Annotated in this window: 21 protein-coding genes; 8 read left to right on the top strand and 13 right to left on the bottom strand. The window is 48.5% G+C overall.

Going from position 1 to position 25,596, the window contains the following annotated elements:
• Positions 1 to 17: 17 nt before the first annotated feature.
• From ACYVF1_RS22260 to ACYVF1_RS22245, 4 genes are all read right to left on the bottom strand, one after another.
• Positions 18 to 965, bottom strand: coding sequence for an FAD:protein FMN transferase (locus ACYVF1_RS22260; RefSeq protein ID WP_461082991.1), 948 nt, complete (start codon positions 963 to 965; stop codon positions 18 to 20).
• A gap of 74 nt (positions 966 to 1,039) precedes the next feature.
• Positions 1,040 to 1,627 (bottom strand): Uma2 family endonuclease, encoded by a 588-nt coding sequence (locus tag ACYVF1_RS22255; RefSeq protein WP_461082989.1) that lies wholly within the window; start codon positions 1,625 to 1,627, stop codon positions 1,040 to 1,042.
• 25 nt (positions 1,628 to 1,652) lie between these two features.
• The gene (gene aroC, locus ACYVF1_RS22250; protein WP_461082987.1) at positions 1,653 to 2,756 is read right to left on the bottom strand and encodes a chorismate synthase; all 1,104 of its coding nucleotides are present in this window, start codon (positions 2,754 to 2,756) and stop codon (positions 1,653 to 1,655) included.
• A gap of 201 nt (positions 2,757 to 2,957) precedes the next feature.
• A complete protein-coding gene (locus ACYVF1_RS22245) occupies positions 2,958 to 3,281 on the bottom strand; it encodes a potassium transporter KefB (RefSeq protein WP_461082985.1) in 324 nt (107 codons plus the stop codon).
• Between the two features lie 261 nt (positions 3,282 to 3,542).
• Here ACYVF1_RS22245 and ACYVF1_RS22240 point away from each other — a divergent pair, with 261 nt between their 5' ends.
• Positions 3,543 to 4,721, top strand: coding sequence for an acetyl-CoA C-acyltransferase (locus ACYVF1_RS22240; protein ID WP_461082983.1), 1,179 nt, complete (start codon positions 3,543 to 3,545; stop codon positions 4,719 to 4,721).
• A gap of 156 nt (positions 4,722 to 4,877) precedes the next feature.
• Positions 4,878 to 6,689 (top strand): acyl-CoA dehydrogenase family protein, encoded by a 1,812-nt coding sequence (locus ACYVF1_RS22235; protein ID WP_461082981.1) that lies wholly within the window; start codon positions 4,878 to 4,880, stop codon positions 6,687 to 6,689.
• 73 nt (positions 6,690 to 6,762) lie between these two features.
• Here ACYVF1_RS22235 and ACYVF1_RS22230 read toward each other — a convergent pair whose 3' ends face one another.
• The 5 genes from ACYVF1_RS22230 to ACYVF1_RS22210 form a co-directional block, all read right to left on the bottom strand.
• Positions 6,763 to 7,041 (bottom strand): DUF167 domain-containing protein, encoded by a 279-nt coding sequence (locus tag ACYVF1_RS22230; protein ID WP_461082979.1) that lies wholly within the window; start codon positions 7,039 to 7,041, stop codon positions 6,763 to 6,765.
• Positions 7,042 to 7,046: 5 nt separating this feature from the next.
• Positions 7,047 to 7,436: a tautomerase family protein gene (locus tag ACYVF1_RS22225; RefSeq protein WP_461082977.1), complete on the bottom strand. Its 390-nt coding sequence runs from the start codon at positions 7,434 to 7,436 to the stop codon at positions 7,047 to 7,049.
• On the bottom strand, positions 7,433 to 8,347 hold the full coding sequence (locus ACYVF1_RS22220) for an SDR family oxidoreductase (protein ID WP_461082975.1): 915 nt from the start codon (positions 8,345 to 8,347) through the stop codon (positions 7,433 to 7,435). Before ACYVF1_RS22220 ends, ACYVF1_RS22225 begins: the two co-directional genes overlap by 4 nt.
• Before the next feature lie 84 nt (positions 8,348 to 8,431).
• Complete coding sequence (locus ACYVF1_RS22215; RefSeq protein ID WP_461082973.1) at positions 8,432 to 9,139, bottom strand: peptidylprolyl isomerase; 708 nt, start codon at positions 9,137 to 9,139, stop codon at positions 8,432 to 8,434.
• A 21-nt stretch (positions 9,140 to 9,160) separates the two neighbouring features.
• A complete protein-coding gene (locus ACYVF1_RS22210) occupies positions 9,161 to 9,787 on the bottom strand; it encodes an ABC transporter ATP-binding protein (protein WP_461083571.1) in 627 nt (208 codons plus the stop codon).
• A gap of 141 nt (positions 9,788 to 9,928) precedes the next feature.
• Here ACYVF1_RS22210 and purN point away from each other — a divergent pair, with 141 nt between their 5' ends.
• Together purN and ACYVF1_RS22200 are read left to right on the top strand one after the other, a co-directional pair.
• A complete protein-coding gene (gene purN, locus ACYVF1_RS22205; protein WP_461082971.1) occupies positions 9,929 to 10,504 on the top strand; it encodes a phosphoribosylglycinamide formyltransferase in 576 nt (191 codons plus the stop codon).
• Positions 10,497 to 10,922 carry a hypothetical protein gene (locus tag ACYVF1_RS22200; protein ID WP_461082969.1) on the top strand — a complete coding sequence of 142 codons (426 nt, stop codon included), beginning with the start codon at positions 10,497 to 10,499 and terminating at the stop codon, positions 10,920 to 10,922. The genes purN and ACYVF1_RS22200 overlap by 8 nt, the downstream gene beginning before the upstream one ends.
• Positions 10,923 to 10,978: 56 nt before the next feature.
• On the opposite strand, the gene ACYVF1_RS22195 is transcribed toward ACYVF1_RS22200, so the two are convergent.
• Complete coding sequence (locus ACYVF1_RS22195) at positions 10,979 to 11,212, bottom strand: DUF4834 domain-containing protein (RefSeq protein ID WP_461082967.1); 234 nt, start codon at positions 11,210 to 11,212, stop codon at positions 10,979 to 10,981.
• A 126-nt stretch (positions 11,213 to 11,338) separates the two neighbouring features.
• Entirely contained in the window at positions 11,339 to 12,865 is a 1,527-nt protein-coding gene (locus ACYVF1_RS22190; protein ID WP_461082965.1) for a M28 family peptidase, read from the bottom strand.
• 217 nt (positions 12,866 to 13,082) lie between these two features.
• Here ACYVF1_RS22190 and ACYVF1_RS22185 point away from each other — a divergent pair, with 217 nt between their 5' ends.
• Positions 13,083 to 14,819: a DUF6044 family protein gene (locus ACYVF1_RS22185; protein ID WP_461082963.1), complete on the top strand. Its 1,737-nt coding sequence runs from the start codon at positions 13,083 to 13,085 to the stop codon at positions 14,817 to 14,819.
• 16 nt (positions 14,820 to 14,835) lie between these two features.
• Here ACYVF1_RS22185 and ACYVF1_RS22180 read toward each other — a convergent pair whose 3' ends face one another.
• Both ACYVF1_RS22180 and ACYVF1_RS22175 read right to left on the bottom strand, forming a co-directional pair.
• Entirely contained in the window at positions 14,836 to 15,744 is a 909-nt protein-coding gene (locus ACYVF1_RS22180) for a LysR family transcriptional regulator (protein WP_461082961.1), read from the bottom strand.
• Positions 15,745 to 16,531: 787 nt separating this feature from the next.
• Positions 16,532 to 17,371: an AraC family transcriptional regulator gene (locus ACYVF1_RS22175; RefSeq protein ID WP_461082959.1), complete on the bottom strand. Its 840-nt coding sequence runs from the start codon at positions 17,369 to 17,371 to the stop codon at positions 16,532 to 16,534.
• 169 nt (positions 17,372 to 17,540) lie between these two features.
• On the opposite strand from ACYVF1_RS22175, the gene ACYVF1_RS22170 reads away from it, so the two are divergent.
• The 3 genes from ACYVF1_RS22170 (at position 17,541) to ACYVF1_RS22160 (ending at position 25,460) form a co-directional block, all read left to right on the top strand.
• Positions 17,541 to 19,994, top strand: coding sequence for a TonB-dependent receptor (locus tag ACYVF1_RS22170; RefSeq protein WP_461082957.1), 2,454 nt, complete (start codon positions 17,541 to 17,543; stop codon positions 19,992 to 19,994).
• Positions 19,995 to 20,126: 132 nt separating this feature from the next.
• Positions 20,127 to 21,197, top strand: a complete 1,071-nt coding sequence (locus tag ACYVF1_RS22165; RefSeq protein ID WP_461082955.1) for a flavin monoamine oxidase family protein — start codon at positions 20,127 to 20,129, stop codon at positions 21,195 to 21,197.
• 186 nt (positions 21,198 to 21,383) lie between these two features.
• On the top strand, positions 21,384 to 25,460 hold the full coding sequence (locus tag ACYVF1_RS22160) for a hybrid sensor histidine kinase/response regulator transcription factor (RefSeq protein ID WP_461082953.1): 4,077 nt from the start codon (positions 21,384 to 21,386) through the stop codon (positions 25,458 to 25,460).
• Positions 25,461 to 25,596 lie beyond the last annotated feature (136 nt).

Below are 25,596 nucleotides of genomic sequence, written 5' to 3'. Positions count from 1 at the left end.
AACAGATTATCTATTTTTCAAAACGGGGCCGATTGCCACTTGTGCAGTTGGCCCCGTTTTTTTTCCTGAATCAGCAGTTTCACATCGGGGAAACGTTTCAGCAGTTTTTTGCTACGTTGTAAACCAGCCACACTGAACACCTTTGTAAGTGCATCGGCCTGATAGCCTTCTGGTGCCAAGACCGTAGCCCGAACAAAATGCCGCAGTCCAAGCCCAGATTTAGGATCCATAATGTGCGAATACCGCCGACCGTTGATTTCCAGAAAACGATACGTATCACCCGACGTGGTGATGGCTGCATTTTTGAGTAAGATGGTAGACGTATCAGTATCTGCTACGTTCCCGGAGCCAATCTGAACGCGCCAGCCTGCGCTGTTTGGTGGCGAATCACCCGCCAGAATATCCCCTCCAATATCAATCAGAGCCGATCGTATACCGAATTGATGAAAGACACGTAGCGCTTCATCAACAGCAAATCCCTGCCCGATGCCACCTACATCCAGCCGCATGCCGAGTCGTTGCAAACGTACCGAACGTGTAATACTATCCAGTTCCATAAACCGATACCCAACCGTCTGGTGTGCCTTTTTTCGGGCAATCGCATCCGGAAACTCCTTTCGCCGGACAGCCCTTCGCCATAAAAGTGATAGCTGCCCGATCGTTGGATCAAAGTTACCGTTGGAGCGTTGAGCAATGGTTTTGGCTTTCTGTAATACGTTAAACAAATCAGCGGAGACCGGTACCCATTTACCTTGTCCTGCCGTCGCCGACAGTCTATTAATTTCGGAACCATCCAGGTAATCGCTCATCACCTGATTAAGCGTATCCATACGGGCCGAAACCGCTACGTAGGCACGTTGGGCGGTCAGGCTATCCGGCGCGTAAAACAGTACGTTAAACTGCGTCCCCATTAGTCCCCGCCGATACGTAAATCGGGTTTGTGCCGATGCTACGTTCGCCAGCATGAGGAGCCAAAAGACGTAAAAAAGCCGCCTGTGAACCCACAAACGGCTACTTATTTCGGGAGTAAAAATCAATTTCAGGCGTTGAATAAATCGTCGATGACAAATGAAAAATCAGGAACAACGGGTGCCGCCGAACAAACATCCTGCCCTTTAAAAACCTTAATATCATCCGGGGAAGAATAGGCATAAATTTTCTGCTGCTTAGGCACTACGTACCAAACAAGTTGCACGCCCGCATCGAAATAATCCTGCACTTTTTCCAGTACGTCGTTTTGCGATTCTGAATCCGAGAGGATTTCGATGGCCAATGGCGGCATGAAACGTTTACCGTTTTTTGCTTCTCGAATTTGCTCATCCGTAAAAACGGCTAAATCAGGAATTCGCTTTCGAAATGTATCTATATAAGCATCGCCTTCCGATAGCATTTCAGCACCTTTTTTATATAGCTGCGTTTTTGCAAAAGCTCGCATCATAAATCGAGCAATAAATAACTCTTCCTGCTTCATGGGCGGTTTACGGATGATTCTTCCCCGAACGAATTCGTAGTTCGCGTCCGTTTTCCGACGAGTAAGCCACTTCTCAAACTCGGCTACCGTTTGCGGAGCCGACCGGCTTTTTCGTTGAGCGGATGAACGTATCGGCGTTTCCATAGTGAGAATCATAGTAAACAGCTCTTGCTTAACAAATTTACAGAATTCCGACCTCCTTTTTTTCGGCCTGGGCCACTTTGTTACGGAGAGACATATCGGCCAGCACGAGAGCTGCCATCGCTTCCACAATCGGCACGGCACGCGGAACTACACAGGGATCATGACGGCCTTTGCCCGAAACCGTCACTGGTTGGCCGTTAATATCTACGCTATCCTGATCCTGCATGATGGTCGCTACAGGTTTGAAAGCGGTACGGAAATAAATATCTTCTCCATTGCTGATACCTCCCTGAATACCGCCTGATTGATTGGTTTTCGTCCGAACGCGACCGTCAGCATCGGTATAAAATTCATCGTTGTGCTGCGAACCATAGAGTTCAGCTCCGGCAAATCCGCTGCCGTACTCAAAGCCTTTCACGGCATTGATGCTCAGCATAGCTTTTCCCAGTTCGGCGTGTAGTTTATCGAACACGGGTTCGCCCCAGCCAGCCGGTGCGCCCGTTACTACGCAATCGACAACACCGCCGATGGAATCACCCCGTTTCCGGGTTTCGTCGATGTATTGGAACATACGTTCGGCGGTTTCGGGATCGGGGCAACGAACGGCGTTTTCTTCGGCGAGAGCCAGATCCAATTCCTGATACGTTTTGGCAAGTTTAAGCGTACCAACCTGCGATACGTAGGCCTGAATCTGAACGCCCTGCTGAGCCAATAGCAGCTTAGCTACGGCACCAGCGGCTACACGGGCGGCTGTTTCCCGCGCCGACGAACGGCCGCCACCCCGATAATCGCGGGAGCCATATTTAGCTTGGTACGTATAATCAGCATGTGAAGGGCGGAACTGCTGGGCAATGTGGCCGTAGTCTTTGCTACGTTGGTCGGTGTTACGTATCAGTAGCGCAATCGGTGTTCCCTGCGTTACCCCTTCGAATACGCCCGAAAGCACTTCAAATTCATCAGCTTCGCGCCGTTGGGTTGTAATGCGCGACTGGCCGGGTTTCCGCCGATCCAGTTCATTCTGAATAAATTCCGTATCAAACGAAAGCCCCGCCGGACATCCGTCAATTACCACACCAATGCCCGGCCCGTGCGACTCGCCGAACGTAGAAATTCTGAATATTGTGCCGTATGTACTGCTCATGCTAACCGACGCTACGTAGATAAGACTCCAAAAATAGCGAAGTCTGATGAGCTAATAACAGAATAAAATCTAATAGCTCTCCTATACAGGAAGTATACGTAGTGCTTCAGGAAAATTCATCCGGTAAACTGGGACATAAATAAAGCCTGTCTGACGGTTCTCCAAGTCAAAACAGGCTACAGATAATCGGAAGGTGACTGCTCAATTCCACATTGTACCGTCCAGTCCTAAAACGATACCCATCCACAAACCAATAATGAATACAAGAAAGCTTAGTACGTTAAGGGCTATCTTTTGCCAGCCTTTCCGGATAGAAAGATGACTCGTGAAATAATAAAAGATACCGCCACAGGCACCGGCGAACGGAACAACAAGCAGCGGTCTGACCATCCAAAACTTAGGCCAGTTTGGATTAGGGTGGTTCAGGCTAAGTAGGAAATAACTGATCAGGGCAAGACCAATCACAGCGCCTAGCAGTGCCCGTTTGCGGAGTGATGCCATATCAAGCGGCTTGAGTTCGTACATGTTTATCTGATTTTGATTGTTATAAAATTAAATATCTAAAAGTACTTTGTGATACAAAGTAAATAGGAGTTTTTGATACGAACAAATTATTTTCTTAAAAAATAGTTTATGTGCCAGAAAGACTAAAACCTCTTAATTGTCTCAAAAGAAGTAATTTAAAAATAGTATGCTTGCATAATAATTTATCTTAGATTTGTAATTATTCCAACAGTGAATCTGTTATTTGGACGGGTTCCTGTCAAACCAGTAATCAAGACAAACATGGATGCATACATTGTAGCCGGATACCGCACTGCCGTTGGTAAAGCTCCTCGCGGAGGTCTCCGTTTTACCCGCCCCGACGATATGGCGGCTGAAGTGATCAAGCATTTATTAAATCAAGTACCCAATCTCGATCCGGCTCAGGTTGAAGACCTCATTGTGGGCAATGCCGTGCCCGAAGCGGAGCAGGGTATGCAGATTGCTCGATATATCGCCTTGCTATCGCTTCCGAAAAGCGTGCCGGGTATGACCATCAACCGGTATTGCGGCTCAGGTCTGGAAGCGATTGCCATTGCATCCGCCAAAATTCATTCGGGATTAGCCGACTGCATTATTGCCGGAGGCACCGAATCGATGTCGCTTGTGCCGGTAATGGGCTGGAAAACAGCGCTGAATTACGAAATCGCCAAAGCGCATCCTGATTATTACATTGGGATGGGCCTCACGGCCGAGCAGGTTGCCCAGCAGTTCAACATCAGCCGCGACGCTCAGGACGAATTTGCGCTTGAGTCGCACGTGAAAGCGCTGGCTGCTCAGAAAGATGGCAAATTCACCGACGAAATTGTACCGATTAAGGTAAGCGAAACCTATTTCGATACGGAAAGCGGCAAAAAGAAAACCCGCGATTGGACGGTAGCGCAGGACGAAGGCCCTCGTAAAGACACCAGCGCCGAAGGTTTGGCGAAACTGAAGCCTGTCTTTGCCGCTGGAGGTTCAGTAACGGCGGGTAACTCGTCTCAGACGTCCGACGGCGCTGCCTTTGTTATCGTTATGTCTGAAAAGCTGGTGAATGAGTTGAACCTGCAACCCATCGCCCGGCTGGTATCGTATGCTACGGCTGGTGTTGAGCCTAAGATTATGGGCATTGGTCCTGTAGCCGCTATCCCAATTGCACTGAAAAAAGCCGGTATCAAACAGGACGACATTGACCTGATTGAACTAAACGAAGCTTTTGCGGCCCAATCGCTGGCTGTTATTCAGGAACTTGGCCTTGATCGTAGCAAAATTAACCCAAACGGTGGCGCTATCGCTCTTGGGCACGCTCTCGGTTCGACCGGCGCCCGTTTGTCAGTTCAGTTGCTGAACGAAATGCGCCGTCGTGATCAGAAATACGGCATGGTTTCGGCTTGCGTTGGTGGTGGACAAGGCGTTGCGGGAATTTTCGAAAGACTCAATTAATCATCTGGCCGGACTGGCGTTCTAGACTTCATAAATACGAGTCTGGAAACGGGTCCGGCTATTTTATAAAATTATTAATAGTATGCTTGCATACTAATTTTAAAGTTAGTTTCTTTGTAAACGAATTAGTATGCAAGCATAACAATAGAACAAATCATGATTGCAACCGAACCTAAAGCCTCTATCAAGGGTGGCGAATTTCTGATTAAAGAAACCGAAGCCTCTCAAGTCTTTATCCCTGAAGAGTTTACAGAAGAACAGCAGATGATTGCGGCTACCTGCCGCGAGTTTCTGGAACGTGAAGTGTGGCCTCGCCTGAATGAAATCGACAATGCCAAGTCGCCGGAGCTGATTTCGTCGCTGATGGACAAGGCGGGCGAACTGGGCTTGCTTGGTACCTCGGTGCCCGAAGAGTACGGCGGTTTCGGAACCAATTTCAATACGTCGATGCTGGTGGCTGAGACAACGGGAGCCGGGCATTCATTCTCGGTAGCTCAATCGGCGCACACCGGAATTGGTACGTTGCCAATAGTGTATTACGGTAACGAAGAGCAGAAAGCGAAATACTTGCCAAAACTGGCGACGGGCGAGTTCAAGGCCGCTTACTGCCTCACCGAACCCGATTCGGGTTCCGATGCCAATTCGGGAAAAACAAAAGCAGTGCTTTCCGAAGATGGTAAATACTACGTTCTGAATGGCCAGAAAATGTGGATTACCAACGGCGGATTTGCCGATGTGTATATCGTTTTCGCCAAAATCGAGGAAGGTGGTAAGTCCGACAAAAACCTGTCGGCGTTCATTGTGGAGCGTACTTACGAAGGTATCACGATGAACGAGCCGGAGCATAAAATGGGTATCAAAGGCTCTGATACGCGTCAGATTTTCTTCAACGACGTAAAAGTGCCGGTTGAAAATCTGTTATCGGAGCGGGAAAACGGCTTTAAGATTGCCGTGAATATCCTGAACATCGGTCGGATTAAACTTGGCATCGCGGCCGTTGGTGGTTCTAAGGAAGTCATCAACAACGCGGTACGTTATGCCAACGAGCGCAAACAGTTCAAAACGGCCATTGCCAATTTTGGTGCGATAAAACACAAAATCGCTGAAATGGCGATTAAGGTGTATACTTCGGAAACGGCTTCATACCGGGCAGGTCAAAATATCGATGACCTGATCGAAGACCTGAAGTCAGGAGGTATGGACGATGCGAAGGCTAAACTGAAAGCCCTGGAGCAGTTCGCCATTGAATGCGCCATTATGAAAGTTCACGGCTCAGAAGCCCTCGACTACGTAGTGGACGAAGGCGTTCAGATTTACGGCGGCATGGGTTACTCAGCCGACGCGCCGATGGACCGGGCCTACCGCGACGCACGTATCAATCGGATTTTTGAAGGCACCAACGAAATCAACCGGATGCTCATCGTCGACATGTTACTGAAACGTGCCATGAAAGGCGAACTCGACCTGATGACACCTGCTATGGCTGTCGCTAAAGAAATTATGTCGATTCCGGATTTCAGCACTGACGAGGAAGAAGGTGTATTCGTTGCTGAGAAAAAAGTGCTTCGGAACCTGAAAAAAGCCGCCCTGATGGTAGCCGGTGCCGCTGTTCAGAAATTCATGATGACGCTTTCCGACGAACAGGAAATTCTGATGAACGTAGCAGATATGGCCATTGAAATCTACGCGGCTGAATCAGTGCTGCTACGTGTCGAAAAGCTCATTGGTATCAAAGGCGAAGAAGCCGTTACGTTGCAGAAGCAAATGGCACTCGTTTATCTGCACGAAGCCGTTGAGAAAGTCAACAACGCTGGTCGGGCCGCTGTTACGTCCTTTGCCGAGGGCGACGAGCTACGTGGTATGCTGATGGGGATGAAACGGTTCACGAAAATTGAACCAATGAACCTCAAAAACGCCCGTCGTCAGATTGCCGACGCGATCATTGCCGAGAACCGGTACATTTTTTAAGATATACATCGACAGCTAAAGAACAGAAAGCCAACCCTTTAACAAGGTTGGCTTCTTTGTTTCGTGGAGGTAATTAACCTTGGCTTCCCTCGCTTTCCAGCCTCTTCACAAACGTATTGAAACGGTCTGGCGCTACGTTCAGATCGATACGTTTATGCGGATTGGTAAAACCAGACACAATCGTTACGTCTGATTTGGCAATTCCAAGCTGTTTAGCGAGGTACTCAACTAGATAAGCGTTGGCCTTGCCGTCCTGAGCCGGGGCTTTTATTTTGGCTGTAAGCTGACCGGCGGCATCGTAAAACAATCGGTCGATTTTGCTACCGGGTTTCACACGCAGGTGCAGAGTCATGCTCGTTAGACGTTGACCTTATAGTTCAGCGTAATCTCGTCGCCAGTCATGCCCCGGAAGCCCCAATTATGCGCTGGGCTTTCCATGATACAGATTTCCAGATCAGTTACGGGCATATTTAGCTGCGTACTGATACGTTCAAAGAGCAGGTGAATCAGCTTCTTTTTTGTCTCGACGCTACGTCCTTCCATCATCATAAACTCCAGAATAACGTAGCGTTCGGAAGCCGTAGCGGGCCGGTAAAAATCTTCAGGTTCGAGGTAGAAAAATCGGTGAGCACGTTTGTTTTGCGGAAACTGGAGCGCATCGACTACGCACGAATGAATAACGTCTGAAAGTTGCTCCCGAATCGGAAGCAAATACAGACGTTCTCCATAAATTTTTACCTGACTCATACGGTCTGCGGCTTTAATTGTCCAGCCAACACGGCGATTCCTTCATCAAACGAATGCGGATCGTAACCGAGCACCGCTTTGGCTTTGTCCAGAACAAAACCGGTTCGCGGAGGCCGACGCGCTACCTGCGTGAACGTAGAGGCATCGGCTTGGGCAATGAGCGATTTGTCGAGGCTGAAATAATCGGCGGTTTTGATGGCCATTTCGTAAGGCGTCAAAACCTCTTTGCCCGAGATATTGAAAATGCCTTCTGCCTGTTTATCAGCGATCAGATAACAACCCATCGCCAAATCTTCGGCCAACGTCGGACTGCGCCATTGATCCGTTACTACTTTAATATTTTTACCGTCTTCAAGTGATTTTTTTACCCAAAGAATAATGTTGCTGCGGCTCATGTCGTGAGCAATACCGTAAACAAGTACCGTGCGGGCAATGGCCCATTTTATATCCGAGTGACGTACCACCGATTCGCCCGCCTGCTTACTCCAGCCGTAGAAACTGATCGGATTTGGCTCCGCCGTTTCGTCGTAAGGGCCAGCCGAACCGTCGAAAATAAAGTCGGTCGATACGTGCACCAAAAATGCGCCCGTGTTTCGGCAGGCCTCCACAATGTATTCAACAGCATGAACATTCTGCGCCCAGCAGGCATCCTTCTGCGTTTCACACTTATCCACATCAGTCATGGCTGCACCGTGGATAACTGCGTCGGGCGCTACGTCGCCAATGACGTCGAGAACTTGCTGGCGGTCGGTAATGTCCATCGACCGGTACGTATAGCCATCCGTGTAGGGAAGACGATTGTCGCCCCGCGCCGTCGCAATTAGGTCGATGTCAGGCTGTTTAGTCAACAAATCGACCAGTTTTTGACCTAACAAACCATTAGCTCCGGTAATAAGAATGCGTTTTTTCATAAGCGAGATGCCAGTAATAGAAGCCAAGTATCTGGAGATATTATTTACGTACTAATAGCTACTCTCCGATTTGATACGTTGCTCTTAATACTGGTATTTAAACTGTTTTGTGATTTTCTTTTTCTTGACCCAATCGCCGGTCATACTCATTCGAAGGTTCTTATTTGGGCGATCCATTTCGTTACGTGGCTGCTTGATAATACTGTCCACAATGGCAATTCCGTCAATAACTTCCCCGAAAACGGTGTAATTGCCGTCTAAATGTGGCGCTCCGCCCAGTGTTTGGTATACCTTTTTCTGTTCATCGGTGAATACGCGACCACTGGCGCCCCGTGCCTGACCGCGCTCAATCTGTTTCTGCAATTCATCGGCAGTCCACACACGCCCCTGAACGATATAGAACTGGCAGCCACTCGACGCTTTTTCTGGATTATTATCACGGGCCGCAGCCAGTGCGCCTTTTTTGTGGAACAGATTCGGTACGATTTCCGCCGGTACTTTATACCCGATATCGCCATTTCCCAATGGTTCGCCGTCTTTACTTTTCTTCGAATTCGGATCGCCCCCCTGAATCATGAACAGTGGAATGATGCGGTGAAACAGCAGGCTGTCGTAGAATTTTTGATTGACCAGTTTGATGAAATTCTCTTTGTGTTTCGGCGTCTGATCGTAGAGAACGAGCCGCATGGGGCCGTATTCGGTGTTGAGCGTAACCAGATAATCTTTTTTCTTCCGATTCTGGGCTTCAGTCAGGAATGGTAATAAAATGAAGAGAAATAACAGTTTACGCATGTCTGATGATGGAATGATACGTTATAATTCTACCCGATTCTGGAAGGCATCCTTCAATCGCTGGTCGTGCGTTACCACAATCAGGCTGGCACCGATTTGTTCCGATTGCTCACGTAGTAGTTTCACAACGCGGTCTGTATTCATATCATCGAGGCTGGACGTTGGCTCATCGGCCAGAATAACGCCGGGCTGATTCATCACGGCGCGGGCAATACTAACTCGCTGCTGCTCTCCCTGACTGAGCTCGTGCGTTTTCTTGTCCAGATGATCACCAAAACCCAGCTGGTTAGCCAGATCGCGGGCGCGGCTTTTATCTTGTGGCTTTTTAGCTAAATAATTCGCCATCAGCAAATTATCTAATACCGAAACTGAACTTACAAAGTGAGGTTTCTGATAGATAATGCCAACGTGTTGCGCGCGGAAAGCCGCTGTTTGAGCCGCGCTGAGTTTTGTCAGATCGGTCTGGTCGATAACCACCGAGCCGCTTTTGGGCTTCAGGAGCAGGGCCAGTAAATGCAGAAAGGTAGTTTTCCCCTTACCCGAACTACCCAGAATCAGCAGGGCTTCGCGGTTGTCGCAGCGTACGTCGGGAAACGTAAACTGTTTTTCAGGGCTATATGCAAACGTAAGTTGGTTGGTTGCCAGCATCGTATTCAGGCGAGTATCCACAAAAATAGGCAAAAGTTGTAATTTTGGCTTGATTGTCGGCAGTCGTTAGTCAGTAGTCAATAACTCTGACGGATAAATTAACCACTGTCGACTAACGACTGTCGATTAATAACTATTCATTTGAAACGCATCGTTCTGTTTGCTTCTGGTTCGGGATCGAACGCGGAAAAAATTGCCTCCTATTTTGCCGATAATTCGCAAGTCGACGTAGCACTGATTGTTTCAAACAATCCAAAAGCGGGTGTTATCGAGCGAGCACGACGGCTACATATTCCGGTCCTTTTGTTCGATCGTACTACGTTCTATGAAACTAATCAGATCACGCAACTTCTTTTAAATCAAAACGTTGATTTGATTGTACTGGCTGGTTTTATGTGGCTGATGCCCGCCGAACTGGTACGTGCTTTTCCGGATAAAATTGTCAACATCCACCCGGCGCTCCTGCCTAAATTCGGGGGCAAAGGCATGTATGGGCACTACGTTCATGAAGCGGTGGTTGCGGCTGGCGAAACGGAATCGGGCATTACCATTCACTACGTTAATGAGCATTACGACGAAGGACAAATTATTTTTCAGGCCACTTGCCCGGTTTCGCCGTCGGACACGCCCGAGGACGTAGCACGAAATGTACAGGCGCTTGAGCATATCTATTACCCGAAAATAGTGGCCGACGTATTAAAGTCAGATCATGAGTAAAAATTTATATTATCAAGTAGTAAGGAAAGGGATGCTGCCGCTGCTATGTCTGGCAGGGCTGGTGGGCTGTTTCCAACCTGTGGCTTACCTGCGTAACAAGCGAAACTACCCGGTCGATGTCTTTTACGATAACCAGCGCCCAGAACGGCCATTTGAGCCGCTGCAGGATTTGGAGGTGAAAGGTGAAGTACCGCTGAAAAATCACCAGTCGGCCGATCGCCGGATGATTGACCGGGGAAATGATATGGAGCAGAAAGATTTGATGCTGGCCCGACTCACCATGCAGGCGAAAAAACTCGGTGCCGATGCGCTGGTTGACGTAAAATATACGTATTACACGTCTATAAACGACAATGGCTACGTCATGAAGGGTCTGGCTGTGAAATGGAAGCGCGAAGTTGATACGACCCAAAAATAAACCAGCCGCCAAACGCAGATTACGCTTGACGGCTGGTCTTATGTTTATTCTTATTGCTATTTAACTTCTTCGTAATCAACATACTCACCACCCTTATTGCGCGGATCGCGATCTTGTTGAGGACGGTTGTCTACCCGTATATCACCTTCACGACGCGCTCCTCGCACATCGCCGTTACGTCGCTGCTCTTTTACCAATTGCCGACCAACCAGCAGGTAAAACACAAATCGACGTACCGGTGGTACAAACAAAATAATCAGCGTGATGATAAACAGATATTTAAGTAACATGTCTGCGTCTTGTTGATAATTTGTTAACGCCAGCGAACCCGATTTAGTTTGCCGATACGTCCGGGCGGTTCGAATCGATGTTGACTGGTCTGCTCCTTTGATAAAAGCATATTCCTGAAAACTTTACTATTGCCCGTACAACGCTTTCCCGGCGGCTTCATATTTATCGCCCGGCGACCATTGAGGACGCGTTGCCCGGTCGGCAATCAGGCGGGCCGTGTGCGCATACGCTTGGCAAAACCGAAGTACATAACTGAAATTCAGTGATTCAGGGTTATCAGTGGCCTGATGGTAGTATTTGGCGATTTCCGCATCAAACGACTTGAACCCTGGTGCAAAATCAGGAGCAGGAACTCCCTTTGCCGCAAAATTCACGTTATCCGAACGATCGAACAGGCCTTGTTCTGGAGCAGGATCGGCAAAAACACCTAGCCCAAACGCTTTGGCACCGGCTTCAATTTCAGCTTTCGCGCCAGTACGTTCCAGCCCAATAACCGAAATAATCGTTGTGTCACTGTAACCAGCGCCGTCGGTGTTTAAATCAAAAACCGTTTGTTTCAGCGGAACCAGCGGATGTTCGGCATAGAAGCGGCTGCCTAGTAAGCCCACTTCCTCACCCGTCAGAGCCAATACCAGCACCGACCGTTTGGGGCGTTGTTGCGTCAACGCTTTAGCGGCTTCCAGAATGGCTACCGTACCAATGGCATTATCACGGGCGCCGTTGAAAATACTGTCGGTAGGCTGATAGGAACCTCCCCCCTGCTTGCCCATACCCACGTGATCGAAGTGAGCCGATAATATTACGTATTCATTTTTCAGTTTAGGGTCGGTCCCTTCGATGATGCCTGCTACGTTAGCCGACGATATGGCCATAGCTGGTCGTCCAGAGCTGCGTAGCGTAATGGATTGACCCGCATCCTTCAACTGTTTATACTGATTGTTGGCGTTATTGAGCCAAAGGTGCATAACAGGTTTACTACGTCCGTCTGTTGTAGCAAGTGCAACCTGCTCTCTTGTGAAATATTGATTTACCATCCCCCACGGAATTGACTCGCTATAGAGTTCAATCAGGGCCGAAGCGCCCTTTTCGGCAGCTAGTTTGCGCTTCTGCGTCGATGCCCGGAAAATCTCGCCGGGTCCTTTGGCTTCGGGAGAACCGCCCTGCGCCACCACGATACGTCCTTTCACATCGCGACCTTTGTAACCATCTTCGCCGTCGGTCAGGCCGTAGCCCACGTAAATAACTTCGCCCGTTACGTCGGTTGGATCGCCCGCCATCACCACTAAATCTTTGCCCAGCTTCAGCGTGTCTTTGCCAATCAGCAGCGAAGCTGACGTAGCCGCTTTTACTTTTTCTAACGTAACAGGCTGAAAATAATCTGATTTTCCTTCTAACGTAGCAGCCGGTTTCAGGCCCAGTTGCCGGAATTGCTCGGCGATGTAGCGAGCAGCTACCCGGTTGCCCGGCTCTCCGGTACGTCGGCCCTGTAACTCGTCCGATGCCAGGAAACGCATATGCGCTTCTACGTCGGTCCGAGCCATTGAGAACTCGGGTTGTTTTGCGGTGGATTTAGCAGGTCGGTTCTGCGCCTGAGTCCCAAAAGAAAGTAAGGTTAACCCAGCGAAGAACGTAGTAGCAGCGAATGTTTGCATGATGAATTTAGGTCTGGGCGGTAAAAATACGAAAAACACACGGGCTTATGTTGTTCCGGTCGATTGGCTTAATTTGACTACTTTCGCGGACCCAGGGGTGAACTTGTTTTTGTCCAGCTAACGCAGGAAGCATTTTAAATCACTCAGCAAGGAAACTTTAATATACTTCACAAGACGCTCATTTTAAATGGCCTCAATCCATTGAAACTGGTTGTGTATGTCATCCGATTCATCTAGAAAACCTCCTCGCTACGTCGATAGAACATATTTACTCATCGCAACAGGGCTTTTTAGCTTATATATTCTTCCCTTTATTCTACTTGGCGAAGACGCCTACGTAACGATCCACGACAATCTTGATAGTGATTTTCTGTATTTGCATCTATTAAAAATTACGCGTACAGCCTTCGATTTCGACTTAAGTACGGTGATTCCGAACGTAATGAGCGGAGGACCATTCAAAGGCATTCCCCGTTCAGCACTACGTTCGGGGTTGAATCTGGAAGTATTGTCCTTTTGGCTGATGCCTCCCTACGTAGCGTATGTGGTCAATTTTGTGGTGATTCATGGTATCGGGCTGATAGGTATGTACGTATTGCTCAAACGCTACGTGCTGCCCGAACCCGACTGGGCGTTGGCGCGCGTTTCGATTGCATTTTTCTTTGCGCTGGTGCCTTGTTATACCGTTCACGGGGTTTCGGTAAGCGGCCAACCGTTGTTATTGTTCGTATTTCTGAACCTGCTAACGTATCGCACCCGCTGGACTGACTGGCTTATTATTGTTCTATTTCCGTTCTACTCATTTTTTGTCTGGGCAGGCTTGTTTATCTGCGTAGCGCTGGGCGTGATTGGCATCGGGCAGCAGGCACGGGGTAAGCGAATTAATTGGAGATATTGGAGCGGATTGGCGCTGCTGAGTAGTCTCTATGTAGTAAGTGAATGGCAGATGATTTATTCGTTTCTGGCACGAACCTACGTATCACATCGAACAGAGTATGACTATGCGCGACTTATACCAATTACGGTTACGGAAAGTCTGCGCAAAAGCTATCACTTATTTGTTCAAACGCAATATCATGCAGGCGCTTTCTTCACGGTCTGGATTGGTCTGGTTGCCGCATTTTCGGGTCTGCTCGCTTACCGACGACGTAATACGAAGCGTTTCTGGCAACTTGCTACGTTCCTGATAACTATTGGTTTGATTTGTCTGATCAATGGATTTTACCGGTTCCCGGCTGTCTGGCTAGGGAAAGGAAGTATTCTGCAATCGTTTCAATTCGACCGTTTTTACTTTTTGTTACCCCTGCTCTGGCTGCTCTTACTGGCTATCGCGCTTCGGGAGTTCGGGCCCAGAAGTTATCTGAATGGGCTATTTCTGGGGGTTCAACTAGTGATTATGGTCGCGGCTAATAAAGAATTCATCGCAAACGTAAGAAAGCTGGCGGGCTCACCACAGAATGAGGAATTCCCATCGTATCGGGCGTTTTACTCCCCACACCTATTTAGCCAGATTCGGGATTACATTGGGCGGCCGCAGTCGTCTTACCGGGTCATTAGCATCGGAATGCATCCGGCGGTTGCGCTGTATAATGGTTTTTTTACGCTCGATGGGTATCAGAATAATTACCTGCTGGCTTATAAACATGCGTTTCGGCAAATCATCGCTCCAGAACTGGCCAAAGGTCCGGTGGAAATGCGCACGTATTACGACGGCTATGCGTGCCGCGCCTATGTCTTTACGGCTGAATTAGGGATGAATTACATGTTCGGCAAAACGCAGAACTGTGCTCTTAATAACCTGCAAATCAATACGAATGCACTATCGGCTCTGGACGGAAAATACGTTATCTCCGCCATCCCGATACGTAACGCCAGTGCCAACAGGCTCCATCTGGAAAAAACATTCGACGATCTCACGAGCTACTGGCGAATCTGGCTGTACAGGGTAACGTAGAGAGAGAATCTGGTTTTTATCCTATACCATCTCCCCTCCGCCATTGCTGGCGGGCAAAGCGCATAAACGTATCGGCTAAGCCTTCGCTAACGCCCTGCATCTGAATGGAATACAAATCACGTTCGATCGTGAGTCCTTGCACGTCGAGCACTTTCAATGTGCCAGCGCGTAGTTCATGCTGCACGGCAAAAACCGATACAAAAGCCATACAACGTGAACTGCTGAGATATGATTTAATGGTTTCAGTACTTCCCAACTGCATCTCGATCGATAAATCAGTAAGGCGCAGGCCAACACCCCGAAGCGCGTGCTCAATAACTTCGAGCGAACCCGAGCCGCGTTCGCGAAGTACAACAGGAATGGTTTTTAATTCATCCAGTGTAATCTCATCACGGTCGGCAAGCGGATGATCGGCGCGGCAGATAAGCACCAGTTCGTCTTTCACAAAAGGCGTGTAGCGAATATCGCTATGGTGGGTTCGTCCTTCCACCAGCCCTAAATCAATATTATCGTTAAGAAGCTGCTGTTCAATCTGTTCGGTATTACCGCTCAGTAGCGAAATCGATACGTCGGCCGATTGTTCGTGAAAGCGAGCCAGCACGGGCGGAATGACGTATTGCGCTACGGTGGTGCTGGCTCCAACCCGCAACGTACCACGCGATTCTCCTTTCAGCGCGTTCATATCGAACTCAAGCTGGCGATACGTTGCCATAATGGTTTCGGCATGACGTAGCAATACGTTGCCAGCCGCGGTCAGGCTAATTTGATTACCTCGCCGGTCGAAGAGAGCCGTACCGAAATGATGCTCAAGTTCCTGAATATGTTTGGTAACGGCAGGCTGCGTTACGTATAGTTCCGCAGCAGCCTTGGTGAAGCTGAGCCGTTTGGCAACGGTATAAAAGACATTCAGGCGAAAGTCGAGCATGGGTTTGAGCGATGGCGGCAAACGATACGTTGACGAACATTTGAGTTCGTAATTTTCTTAAAGGTAATACCGCTACGTTTCCGTCCGAACGAATTTATTACCCCTAAAGCGAATAGTAGTGAAGTAGCCCCTTCTCAGGCAGCGATGAACGTATCGGCTCATCGGATTTAAACTTCAGGGGCGGTTTCTTGTTTCCATGTCGATTTTCCACCCAGAAGTTTACTATCGGCCAAATGACTGTTACGATACGGCGTGTTTAAAGCTGGTATTGCGCCTGCTACTGGTATAAACAAAAACGCCTGACCATGGCCAGGAGTTTTGCGTATTACATACCGTTAAATAGGGTTTGCCTTATTATCTTACTATATATTTTTGGCGAAGCTAACGCTCACTCTGTTTCACCACACTGATTTTTATCATCCCAACACCTGATTTCCGTCAGTCTGTTGTCTGAAATTTACCAGGCAGAAAAAGAATCTAACTAGAATTTCGCTTTAACTAATTGTTAAATAGGTGCTTTATACTGGTTTAGCGTATTTATGTCTGAAAGACTTTCGATTCCTGTAAAGGATTGAAATAGCTTTAATCTGACGTAATTTGACCAACACTATTTTATAATCCTGCTCAGCAATTCTTCATCTGGCTACCTGATCAAAATCATACGGGCGTCTGATCAATATCATATATCGACCTCAGCGATATAGCTACCTTTCGCTTCCAACCTACCGTAATTGATAGGCCCGGCTTAGGTGTAATTCCTGGTCGGGCTGCTTTAGAACTTCTCCGGTTAGAACCCATTAAGTTTTCGAAACGAGGCCGGAGTCTGGCCCGTCATTTTTTTGAAATATTTCACAAAATGAGAGGGGTCGCTGAAACCTAGTTGTTCGGCTACTGCTGTAATGCTTTGATCGGTGTGGATCAGATACCGCTTACCCTCCAGGATAATCTGTTCCGTAATCAACTCACTGGCCGATTGGCCCTGTACGCGCCGGCAGATCATGTTCAGATGCTGAGGAGATACACCGAGTCGTTCGGCGTAATAAAATACCCGATGAGCTACATGACCCGGCTGTCGCAGCAATTCGATAAAGCGTCGAAAGGTCTGGTCGCTGGTTTTGGCTGGTACAGATTCTGTCTGATCAACCTCTAATAGGCGTGCCAATAGAATTTGCGTCAATGCCCGAAGAATTACTAGACTGTGCCTCGACGGATTTTTATATTCGGCTTCCAGAGCCACCAGCAGGTCTAAAAAGAGAGCTGGTTCAGGTAAAAGTATTTCCTTTTTTTGTTCGAGTTGCTGCACCAGCGGATATAGATCGGCACTGTGTTTAGGATCGATAAAATTAGGCCGAAACATAATCACAAACCCTTTGGGGATGGCCGTTAGCTGCCAGCAATGGAGCTGCCCGGGGGAAAGAAAAAAGGCCATTGGCGGGGCAATCGGCAGGAGTTGGGTATCTACCCAATGAAATCCAGCTCCCTCCAGTAAGAGAATTAACTCGAAATAACCGTCATGCTTATGCGGCTGGGTACGCTTGATAATTTCCTTGAAGCGAGATACTTTGACTACTTGCTCGTTTGTCAATTTATCCTTCACTGGAAACGGAATAGAGTCGGGTTGATCCATCAGACCAAAGAGATAGAGGATTAAGTAAGTTTGTTTCAAAAATACCAAAATCAAATCAAACCTGACCATACTGGTACGGCTCCTCTAAAATACCTTTGTGGTACGTACGCCAGCTACGGTGCATCGGCAGAACACTGCATCGTTGTCCGTGTAGGACTCGTAACCAGCGATGAACCGACGATTCCTTATTCTGCTCGTTCTTTTGGGGTATAGCCATTTCCTGCATGCACAATCCGGGCTGCGAGGCTTATTGATAGATGCATCAACCACCAAGCCTATTCCCTTCGCCAGCGTAGCACTCTATAGACCCGCCGATTCGGTGGCCATAACAGGGGCTCTTTCGGACTCTGTAGGTACCTTTCTTATTACGCCAGTACCGCCTGGTCAGTACCTACTCAAAACGTTTTTTATCGGCTACAAAGCCCAGGTAGTCACGCTCAACCTGAAACGAAACGAAGTTCTTAATCTAGGCTCGCTCTTGCTCGAACCCACCAAAAACCAGCTAAATGAAGTGGTTGTCACTGGGCAGCGGTCCGATTTAATGGTTAAGGCTGATCGACAAACTTATCGAGCTTCTCAGTTTGGTTCAGCCGTAGGAGGAACGGCGACCGATCTGCTGCGAAACCTACCCGGTATCAGTATCAACGCGGAAGGAGAAGTGACCCAACGAGGAGCGAATGGTTTTTTGGTGCTGTTGAATGGTAAGCCCGTACAGGCCAATTTAGGCACCTTACTGAATCAACTGGCGGCCAATACTATTGAGTCCATTGACGTGATTACTACTCCATCGGCCCGGTTCGATCCTGATGGGAAAGCTGGCATTATCGCCATCACGACTAAATCGGGGGCTGACCTGGGTTTGTCTATAGTGGTTAATAGCCAGGGCGGACTACCCAGCCTGAACGCGTTTGATAATAGCCATAATCCCGTTCGTTATAGTGCAGATGCATCGATTAGCTACCGGACCGCTCGCTGGGACTGGAACTTTAGCACGGCGTATCTGCGCAATGATCTAGCCGGTCGGCGGGAGGGCGATGTATACACCATTCTCGGTAATCGCATCACCCGTTTTCCCAGTATTGGTGAACGTAGTTTTAAGCGCCACACCCTGACCAATCGACTGGCAGTAAACTTTACGCCTACTAAATCGGATGCATGGTCGGCGGGTTTATATTATGGGTCACGCACGGAAGATCGGACGGCGGATCTGGTCTACAACAACCGGGCAACGGATCGGCAAACCGGCTTACTGATTAGCCAGCTGGATTATTTCAACGCGAATCTGGTGCGCAAGCGAGGGACATTTTTTACGGCCAATCTGGATTACACCCATACCTTTACCAGCAAGGCGACACTCAGCGCAGGCCTGCTCTACGAATACGATTATCTGGATGGATTTACACGCAATTTAAATGTGCGCCGAACCGACGTCCGGGATACATTGCAATATACCTTCACTACCACGGATCGACCCATTGGCAATGTCCGGGCTAATGTTGATGCGAGTTGGCCCTTGGCGGGTGGGCGGCTCGAAGCAGGCTATCAGTACCGCTATCAGCATGACAACGGAAATTATCGGTACTTAAATCAAGATGGACAAGGGGCACCGCTGCTCCTCATTGATGCGTTCACCGGTCAAGCCCGCATCAATAATCAAATCCACAGTATCTACAGTCAGTATACCCATAAAGCTAAGCAGTGGGAGTATACAGCCGGGATCCGCTTTGAATCGGCCCTGCGTGACGTAAATATCCGCCCTCAAGGACAAGCTTATCCCTTGACCCTAAACAATTTATTTCCTTCTTTGAACTTGGTCTACCGGCCTAAGGATGACTGGCAATTCCGTTTGGGCTACAGCCGCCGGGTGCAACGTACCAGCAATTTAGCCCTCAACCCGCTACCGGAACGTGAACACTCGGAAACCCTTGAACAGGGTGACCCGGCCTTGCTCCCTGAATTTGTGGACCTGAGTGAATTAGGAGTAACTCGAACCGTAGGACGTAGCACCTGGCAGGCAACACTGTATCATCAAAACGTACAAAACATTGTCAACCGGGTCAATAGTGTATATGCCGATACAATCCTGAACCGAATCTATACGAATGCAGGCCGGGCACAACGCTTGGGCCTGGAGATCACATCGGACCTAACGATCACCAAACGCCTGAAACTCTACGTTGGGGGTACGGTGTATCGGTCGATAATATCCGGTCAGTTATTTCAAAATACCGTAGTGTTTTCCAATCAGGCTTGGGCCTACTCGGTCAACGCCAATACAAGCCTGCAATTCGCTGCGAACTGGTTGTTACAAGCTAATTTGAATTATCTCTCTCAGCGTATTACTGCCCAGGGAGAAGATTCGCGTTTCTTTTTACCAAACCTATCGATCAAAAAAAGCTTTGTTCAAAATCGGCTTTCGGTGATGTTCCAATGGCAAAATATAGGTTTAGGCCGGCTGACTAGTAATGAGCAGCGGATCACGACGCGCGGAGTGAATTTTTACACGACAACTAATTACATACAGGAGAAGGATATTCTACTGCTGAATCTGAGTTACTCTCTGCATCAACGAAGTAAGCCGGTCAAGCTGCCGAGCAATGAATTTGGTGAGAAAGAATTTTAAACCATTAAAATCGCTCGTAGCGTCTTATACTCATCCAAATGGAGAAGCGTAAAGCGACGCTTGCAACTTCATACTTGCTCTTGTTTTTTAATAAGCATTCGGAATGATTCCAGCAGGTAATAATTTTGCGGGATGAAACCTAATGACAATCTTATCATCCTTGGTGGAGGCTTAAGCGGACTATGTTTAGCCTATTTCCTACGTAACAAGCCACTTAGCGTGACTATTTTAGAAGCCTCTCCCCGATTGGGTGGTCGAATCCATACGGTTGCGGGCGTTTTAGCTACCCCGTTGGAGTTAGGAGCTACCTGGTTTTCTAATAGGCATCCTACTCTTTTGAAGCTAGTAGAAGAACTGGGACTAACTATTTTCCCTCAGTTTTCAGAGGGGGTTTCTTTATTTCAATCCAAATCCTTTGAGCCTCCCCAAAAGTTCTTTATTCCTGCTTCCGAAGCACCTTCCTACCGATTGGCGGGCGGAACAGGGCAGTTGATTAAGGCACTAGCCAAAAAACTGGATGCTACGTCCATCCACCTGGACAGCGAAGTAACCGGGATTCAGGAAGTTCAGCAGGGAGTAATTATTCAAACGGCGAACAATCGAACTTACCACGCTAATCGAGTCGTGAGTTGTATACCCCTGCCCGTGATGGCCGCAAAGGTCAACGTAACGCCTGAACTGCCTCTGTTGGTCAGTGAGCTATTGCCGACAGTACAAACCTGGATGGGCGGCTCAATTAAATTTGTGGTTGAATATGCGACTCCTTTTTGGCGCACGAATGGGTACTCGGGCATGCTCTATAGCCAAGCGGATATAGTGACGGAGATGTACGACCATACGAGCGCTGACGGGCAGCGATTTGGCTTCACCGGCTTCTTAAACGGCGGGTCATCATCCTTTACGCAGGAAGTACGTAAAGAGTTGGTGTTACGTCAATTAGGCGAGCTATTTGGCCCAGAAGCGCTGTCGCCTACGACTTATTTTGACAAAGTGTGGAATGATGACTTTCTGGTAGCTGGTTCTCCGGTCATTCATCGGCCCCATCAACACAATGGACACCCTTTATTACAACAATCTTATCTGAACGGGAAATTGTATTTCGGAGGTACGGAAACGTCGCTTGAATCTCCGGGCTACATGGAAGGTGCTGTTGTAACAGCCAAGAAACTGGCTCTACAATTAGCATCAGAAAATTATCACTAAACGCTTCTGCGTGAGACAAACGAGGTATCATACAACTTCTACTAGAATGTAGACGATTTGCGGCTACTACCAGACCAATAATGGAAAAATTGATAGCTAATTCTCAAAGAATTACTATTAATTATCAGTCAAAGTCAATCGAAAAATTACATATTTCCGTAATTTGAAAGTCACATATGATTCGTAATGCACTTTCTCTCTTTCCTATTTCTATTAGTGTCATCTACCCTGCTGGCGCAACCAAAAGGCTGGCGCGAGCTGACCATTTCGGATGGTTTGTCGCAGGGGATGATTTTTGGCGTGGAACAGGACCAAAAAGGGTTCGTCTGGGTGGCTACCAAGGACGGATTGAATCGGTACGACGGTCATAACTTCGTCGTTTTCACGCACGATCCCTACAATGAATACAGCATTTCCGACGATGCCTGCTCGGCCCTGCTGGTAGATCGTCGCGGACGGTTATGGGTAGGAACCCTCAACCAGGGACTGAACCTGTACGACGCCCAAACGCAGCGATTTTACCATATTGATATCAGTGATCGGCGTTCAGCCAACGCGGGGAACTATGAAGTAAGGTTGCTAACCGAAGACCCTGAAGGAAATATCTGGGTCAATACCGACCAGGATAAGCTTTTTAAAATCACCTTACCGAACGAACTGAAAACGAGTTATCCTAAGGTCGCTAATTTTACTAGCCAGGTAACGTTTGGGCAGATTTCATTGGTGGGCATGTTCGGCAATGCTTCTGCGCATCATATCCAGTTTCGAGCGGATGGTACTGCCATTGTGGGAACTACTGCCGGTATGTGCACTTTCAACTGGCGACGCATGGCGGATATGCAGCCAATCAATCGGCCACTCGGTATCCCAGCAAAAAGTTGGGTGTTAAGCGCTGACATCAGTATTGGCGATTACTGGTTTTCAGCCTCGAATACCCATATTGATGGTTGGCAGGGAGCCACGCACAAAGCCATTCATTTGCCGGATCAAACCGTCAGTGTGGTCATAAAGCGGATTGACGTAAACACGGTGGCGGTAGCTACGCTGGAGTATATCTGGCTGATGTCACCAGCTCAACTAATGGCGCAGGAGAGCCTGAATCCAGATAATGCCTTTACGGCTATGCCTCCTAACCTGTACGGGCTTCGTACCCTGAACAAAGATAAAACCGGGCTGATCTGGATTGGTACGATGGGCTATGGATTGCGCGTCTTCAATCCGAAGGTCAAACAGTTTAAAACGTACCTGCCGAACACCTCCCTGACGTATCTTTTTGAAGACCAGCAGGGACGTTCGTATGTGAACTTTGTAGACCATTATAGTCAGCTGGATCGAGTCAACAACCGCCTTAATCCATTTTTAAATGAGAAGGGGCCGCGTAGACGACAGTATTATTTAATGCAAAGCAAAGCCGGTTTTTTCTGGACTTCCACTGTAGATACTGAACGCGGGGGGTATCAATTGTTAAAATACTCAACCGACTGGCGGTTGTTGAAAGCCTACCCCTTACCGACTCAGGCCGTATTGGGTATTTATCTAAATCAGACGATTGAAGACAAAACGGGGCAACTCTGGATTGGCGCTACGAAAGGGAAACTACTCCGCTTTAATCCGGTGACGGAAACATTTACCATCTTCAGTTATGCTCATCTGCTGCCTCAAAGCGGAGCGGAAACCGAAACCTACGCTCTCTACTTCGACCATTCAGGCACACTCTGGATTGGCACACCCAGGGGGCTGGTTCGGGCCGGTTATCCGCTGACAAAACCAAGTTTTTCGCTTTATAAAAACAGTAGTACTGATCAACAGAGCCTCAGCAACAATGCGGTATCGAACATGGTCGATGATCCTTATCAACCGCTTCGCTATTTATGGGTCAGTACCAAAGGGGGTGGCCTGGAGCAGTTGGATAAGCAAACGGGCCATTTTCGGCATTTTACCGAAGCGCAGGGGCTACCCAATAAAGTAGTCTATGGCATCCTGGTCGATTCGTTTAAGAATCTGTGGATGAGTACAAACCGGGGAATAGCTCAGTTCAACCCCCGGACGTTTGCTTTTCGCAATTTCACCAAAGCGGATGGGTTGCAGGACGACGAGTTTAATACCGGTTCGTTTTTTAAAGCGGCTTCGGGGAAACTGATGTTTGGGGGCGTAAACGGGCTTACCGAATTTAATCCGCGAGACATTGCGGGTAAACTTACCGTTCCGCAGGCGCACATTGTGGGCTTACGTATTAACAACGAGCCAGTAATAGTCGGAAATCCCGATGAAATCTTGCCAGAAAGCATCGAAAGCGCACCAGCCATCGATTTGTCGTACGATCAGAACGGAGTAACGCTGGAGTTTGCAGTGATGGATTTTACCAATCCATCCAAAAACCGGTATCGCTACCGATTAATGGGCACCAGCGACGATTGGGAAGAGGGCGGTACAAACCGATTTGCCAACTACGCGCAACTCCCAGACGGGAACTATACGTTTCAGATGATTGGCTCATCCGACGGGCAGAATTGGAGCAAACCCGTTGAACTTCAGATTCGCGTTCATCCGCCGTTCTACCGCACCTGGTGGGCCTATCTGTTGTATGCCATCCTACTTGCGGTCGCAGTCTGGCAGTTCAATCGTGTTCAGACCCAACGACTCCTGCTGGAACAACGTATCGTTTACGAGCAAAAGGAAGCCAGCCGGCTGGCGGAGCTGGATGGACTGAAAACGCAGTTTTTTACCAGCATCAGCCATGAATTTCGAACGCCCCTAACCCTGATTCTGGGCCCACTGGCCGACCTCAAACAGCGATTTCCGACCGAAGGGGTGCTCGGACTCATGGAACGAAATGGGCAGCGACTGCTCAACCTGATCAACCAGCTTCTCGACCTTAGTAAGCTGGAAGCCGGTCAACTACGTATCAAAACCGAACCGGGCGATCTGGCCGTCTTTTTGCGTACACTGGCAGCCTCATTTAGTTCGCTGGCCAGCAGCCGACAGATTCGGTTCTCATTCACGCAGGAGCAGGATGAATACTGGGCTGATTTTGACCGGGATAAGCTGGAAAAAATAGTTACCAACCTACTCAGTAACGCTTTAAAATTTACCCCGGCGGGCAACGACGTAACGATGCGTGTTCGCTACGTCAGCACAGCGAGACAACTTCTATTGACTGTTCAAGATACGGGAGTCGGAATTGCCCCTGAACACGTAACGCACATTTTCGAACGGTTCTATCAGGTCGATGACAAAGGCAATCCCGCGTATGAAGGCACTGGCATTGGGCTGGCGCTGGTGCATGAGCTGATTAAGGTACTGAACGGACGTATCGACGTAGCAAGCACGCAAGGGGTAGGTACTACGTTCACCGTTACGTTACCACTGGTGTCAGCACAGCCCCCAGCCGACTCGCCAGCCACTTACGACGTAGCAGATTATTCAGGCAGTGTTATAGAACCATTGCTTCAACCCCAAACTGGCCTCCATCAGCTAGTAGCAGAGGATGAGGATACCCTGCTTGTCATCGATGATAACGCCGACATTCGCGCCTATGTACGTAGCATTTTCGAGCGGGATTACCGGGTGCTGGAAGCCGTCGACGGACAGGCGGGACTGGAGCTTGCCACGTCTGTTTTGCCCAATATTGTGGTCTGCGATCTGATGATGCCCCGACTCGATGGGTTTGGCTTTTGCAAGGCGTTGAAAGCGCAGGAAGCCACCAGCCATATTCCAGTGGTTATGCTCACGGCGAAGGCTACCGTTAATGATCGGATTGAAGGCTTTGAGTTAGGGGCCGACGATTACCTGACTAAACCGTTTAACCGAACGGAGCTACAGGCACGGGTACGTAACCTAATTCAGCAGCGACGGCGCCTGCTTCAGTGGTTCGGTAAAGACAAAGCCGAGACAAGCGACCAACCGCTACCCGCTACGTTGCCAACGGCCGAGCAACAGTTTATGGATCGACTGGCCGCGGTGGTTAACCAGCACCTGGACGATACGTCCTTCACGGTTGAGGCATTGGCCGAATTGCTAAACATGAGCCGGGTTCAGCTCCACCGAAAACTGAAAGCCGTAGCCAATACCAACGCCACTCAATTTATCCGCGATAGTCGCCTGACAAAAGCCGCTGAACTGCTGACCGAAGGCCAGCAAAGCGTGACGCAGATCGCTTATTCCGTTGGCTTCGACAACCTATCTTATTTTGCCAAAGTCTTTCAGGAACGGTACCAGGCTTTACCTTCCCAATACGGTAAATCTAATGTACCATTAGGTTAATCAACTAGTATTTTATTGCCTCTAAAAACCTGATTTATCAGGTTTTTTTATGTCCATGTAACATGGTTGTTACTGAATGTAACGAGCGTGTTAGCAGGTTTTTTCGCAGCGAACCTACTTGCAAAGCCAAACGAAT

It is taken from the genome of Spirosoma flavus (assembly GCF_054778555.1).
Note: the sequence above shows the minus strand (reverse complement) of the source record. Positions and strands in the feature narration are given on the sequence as shown.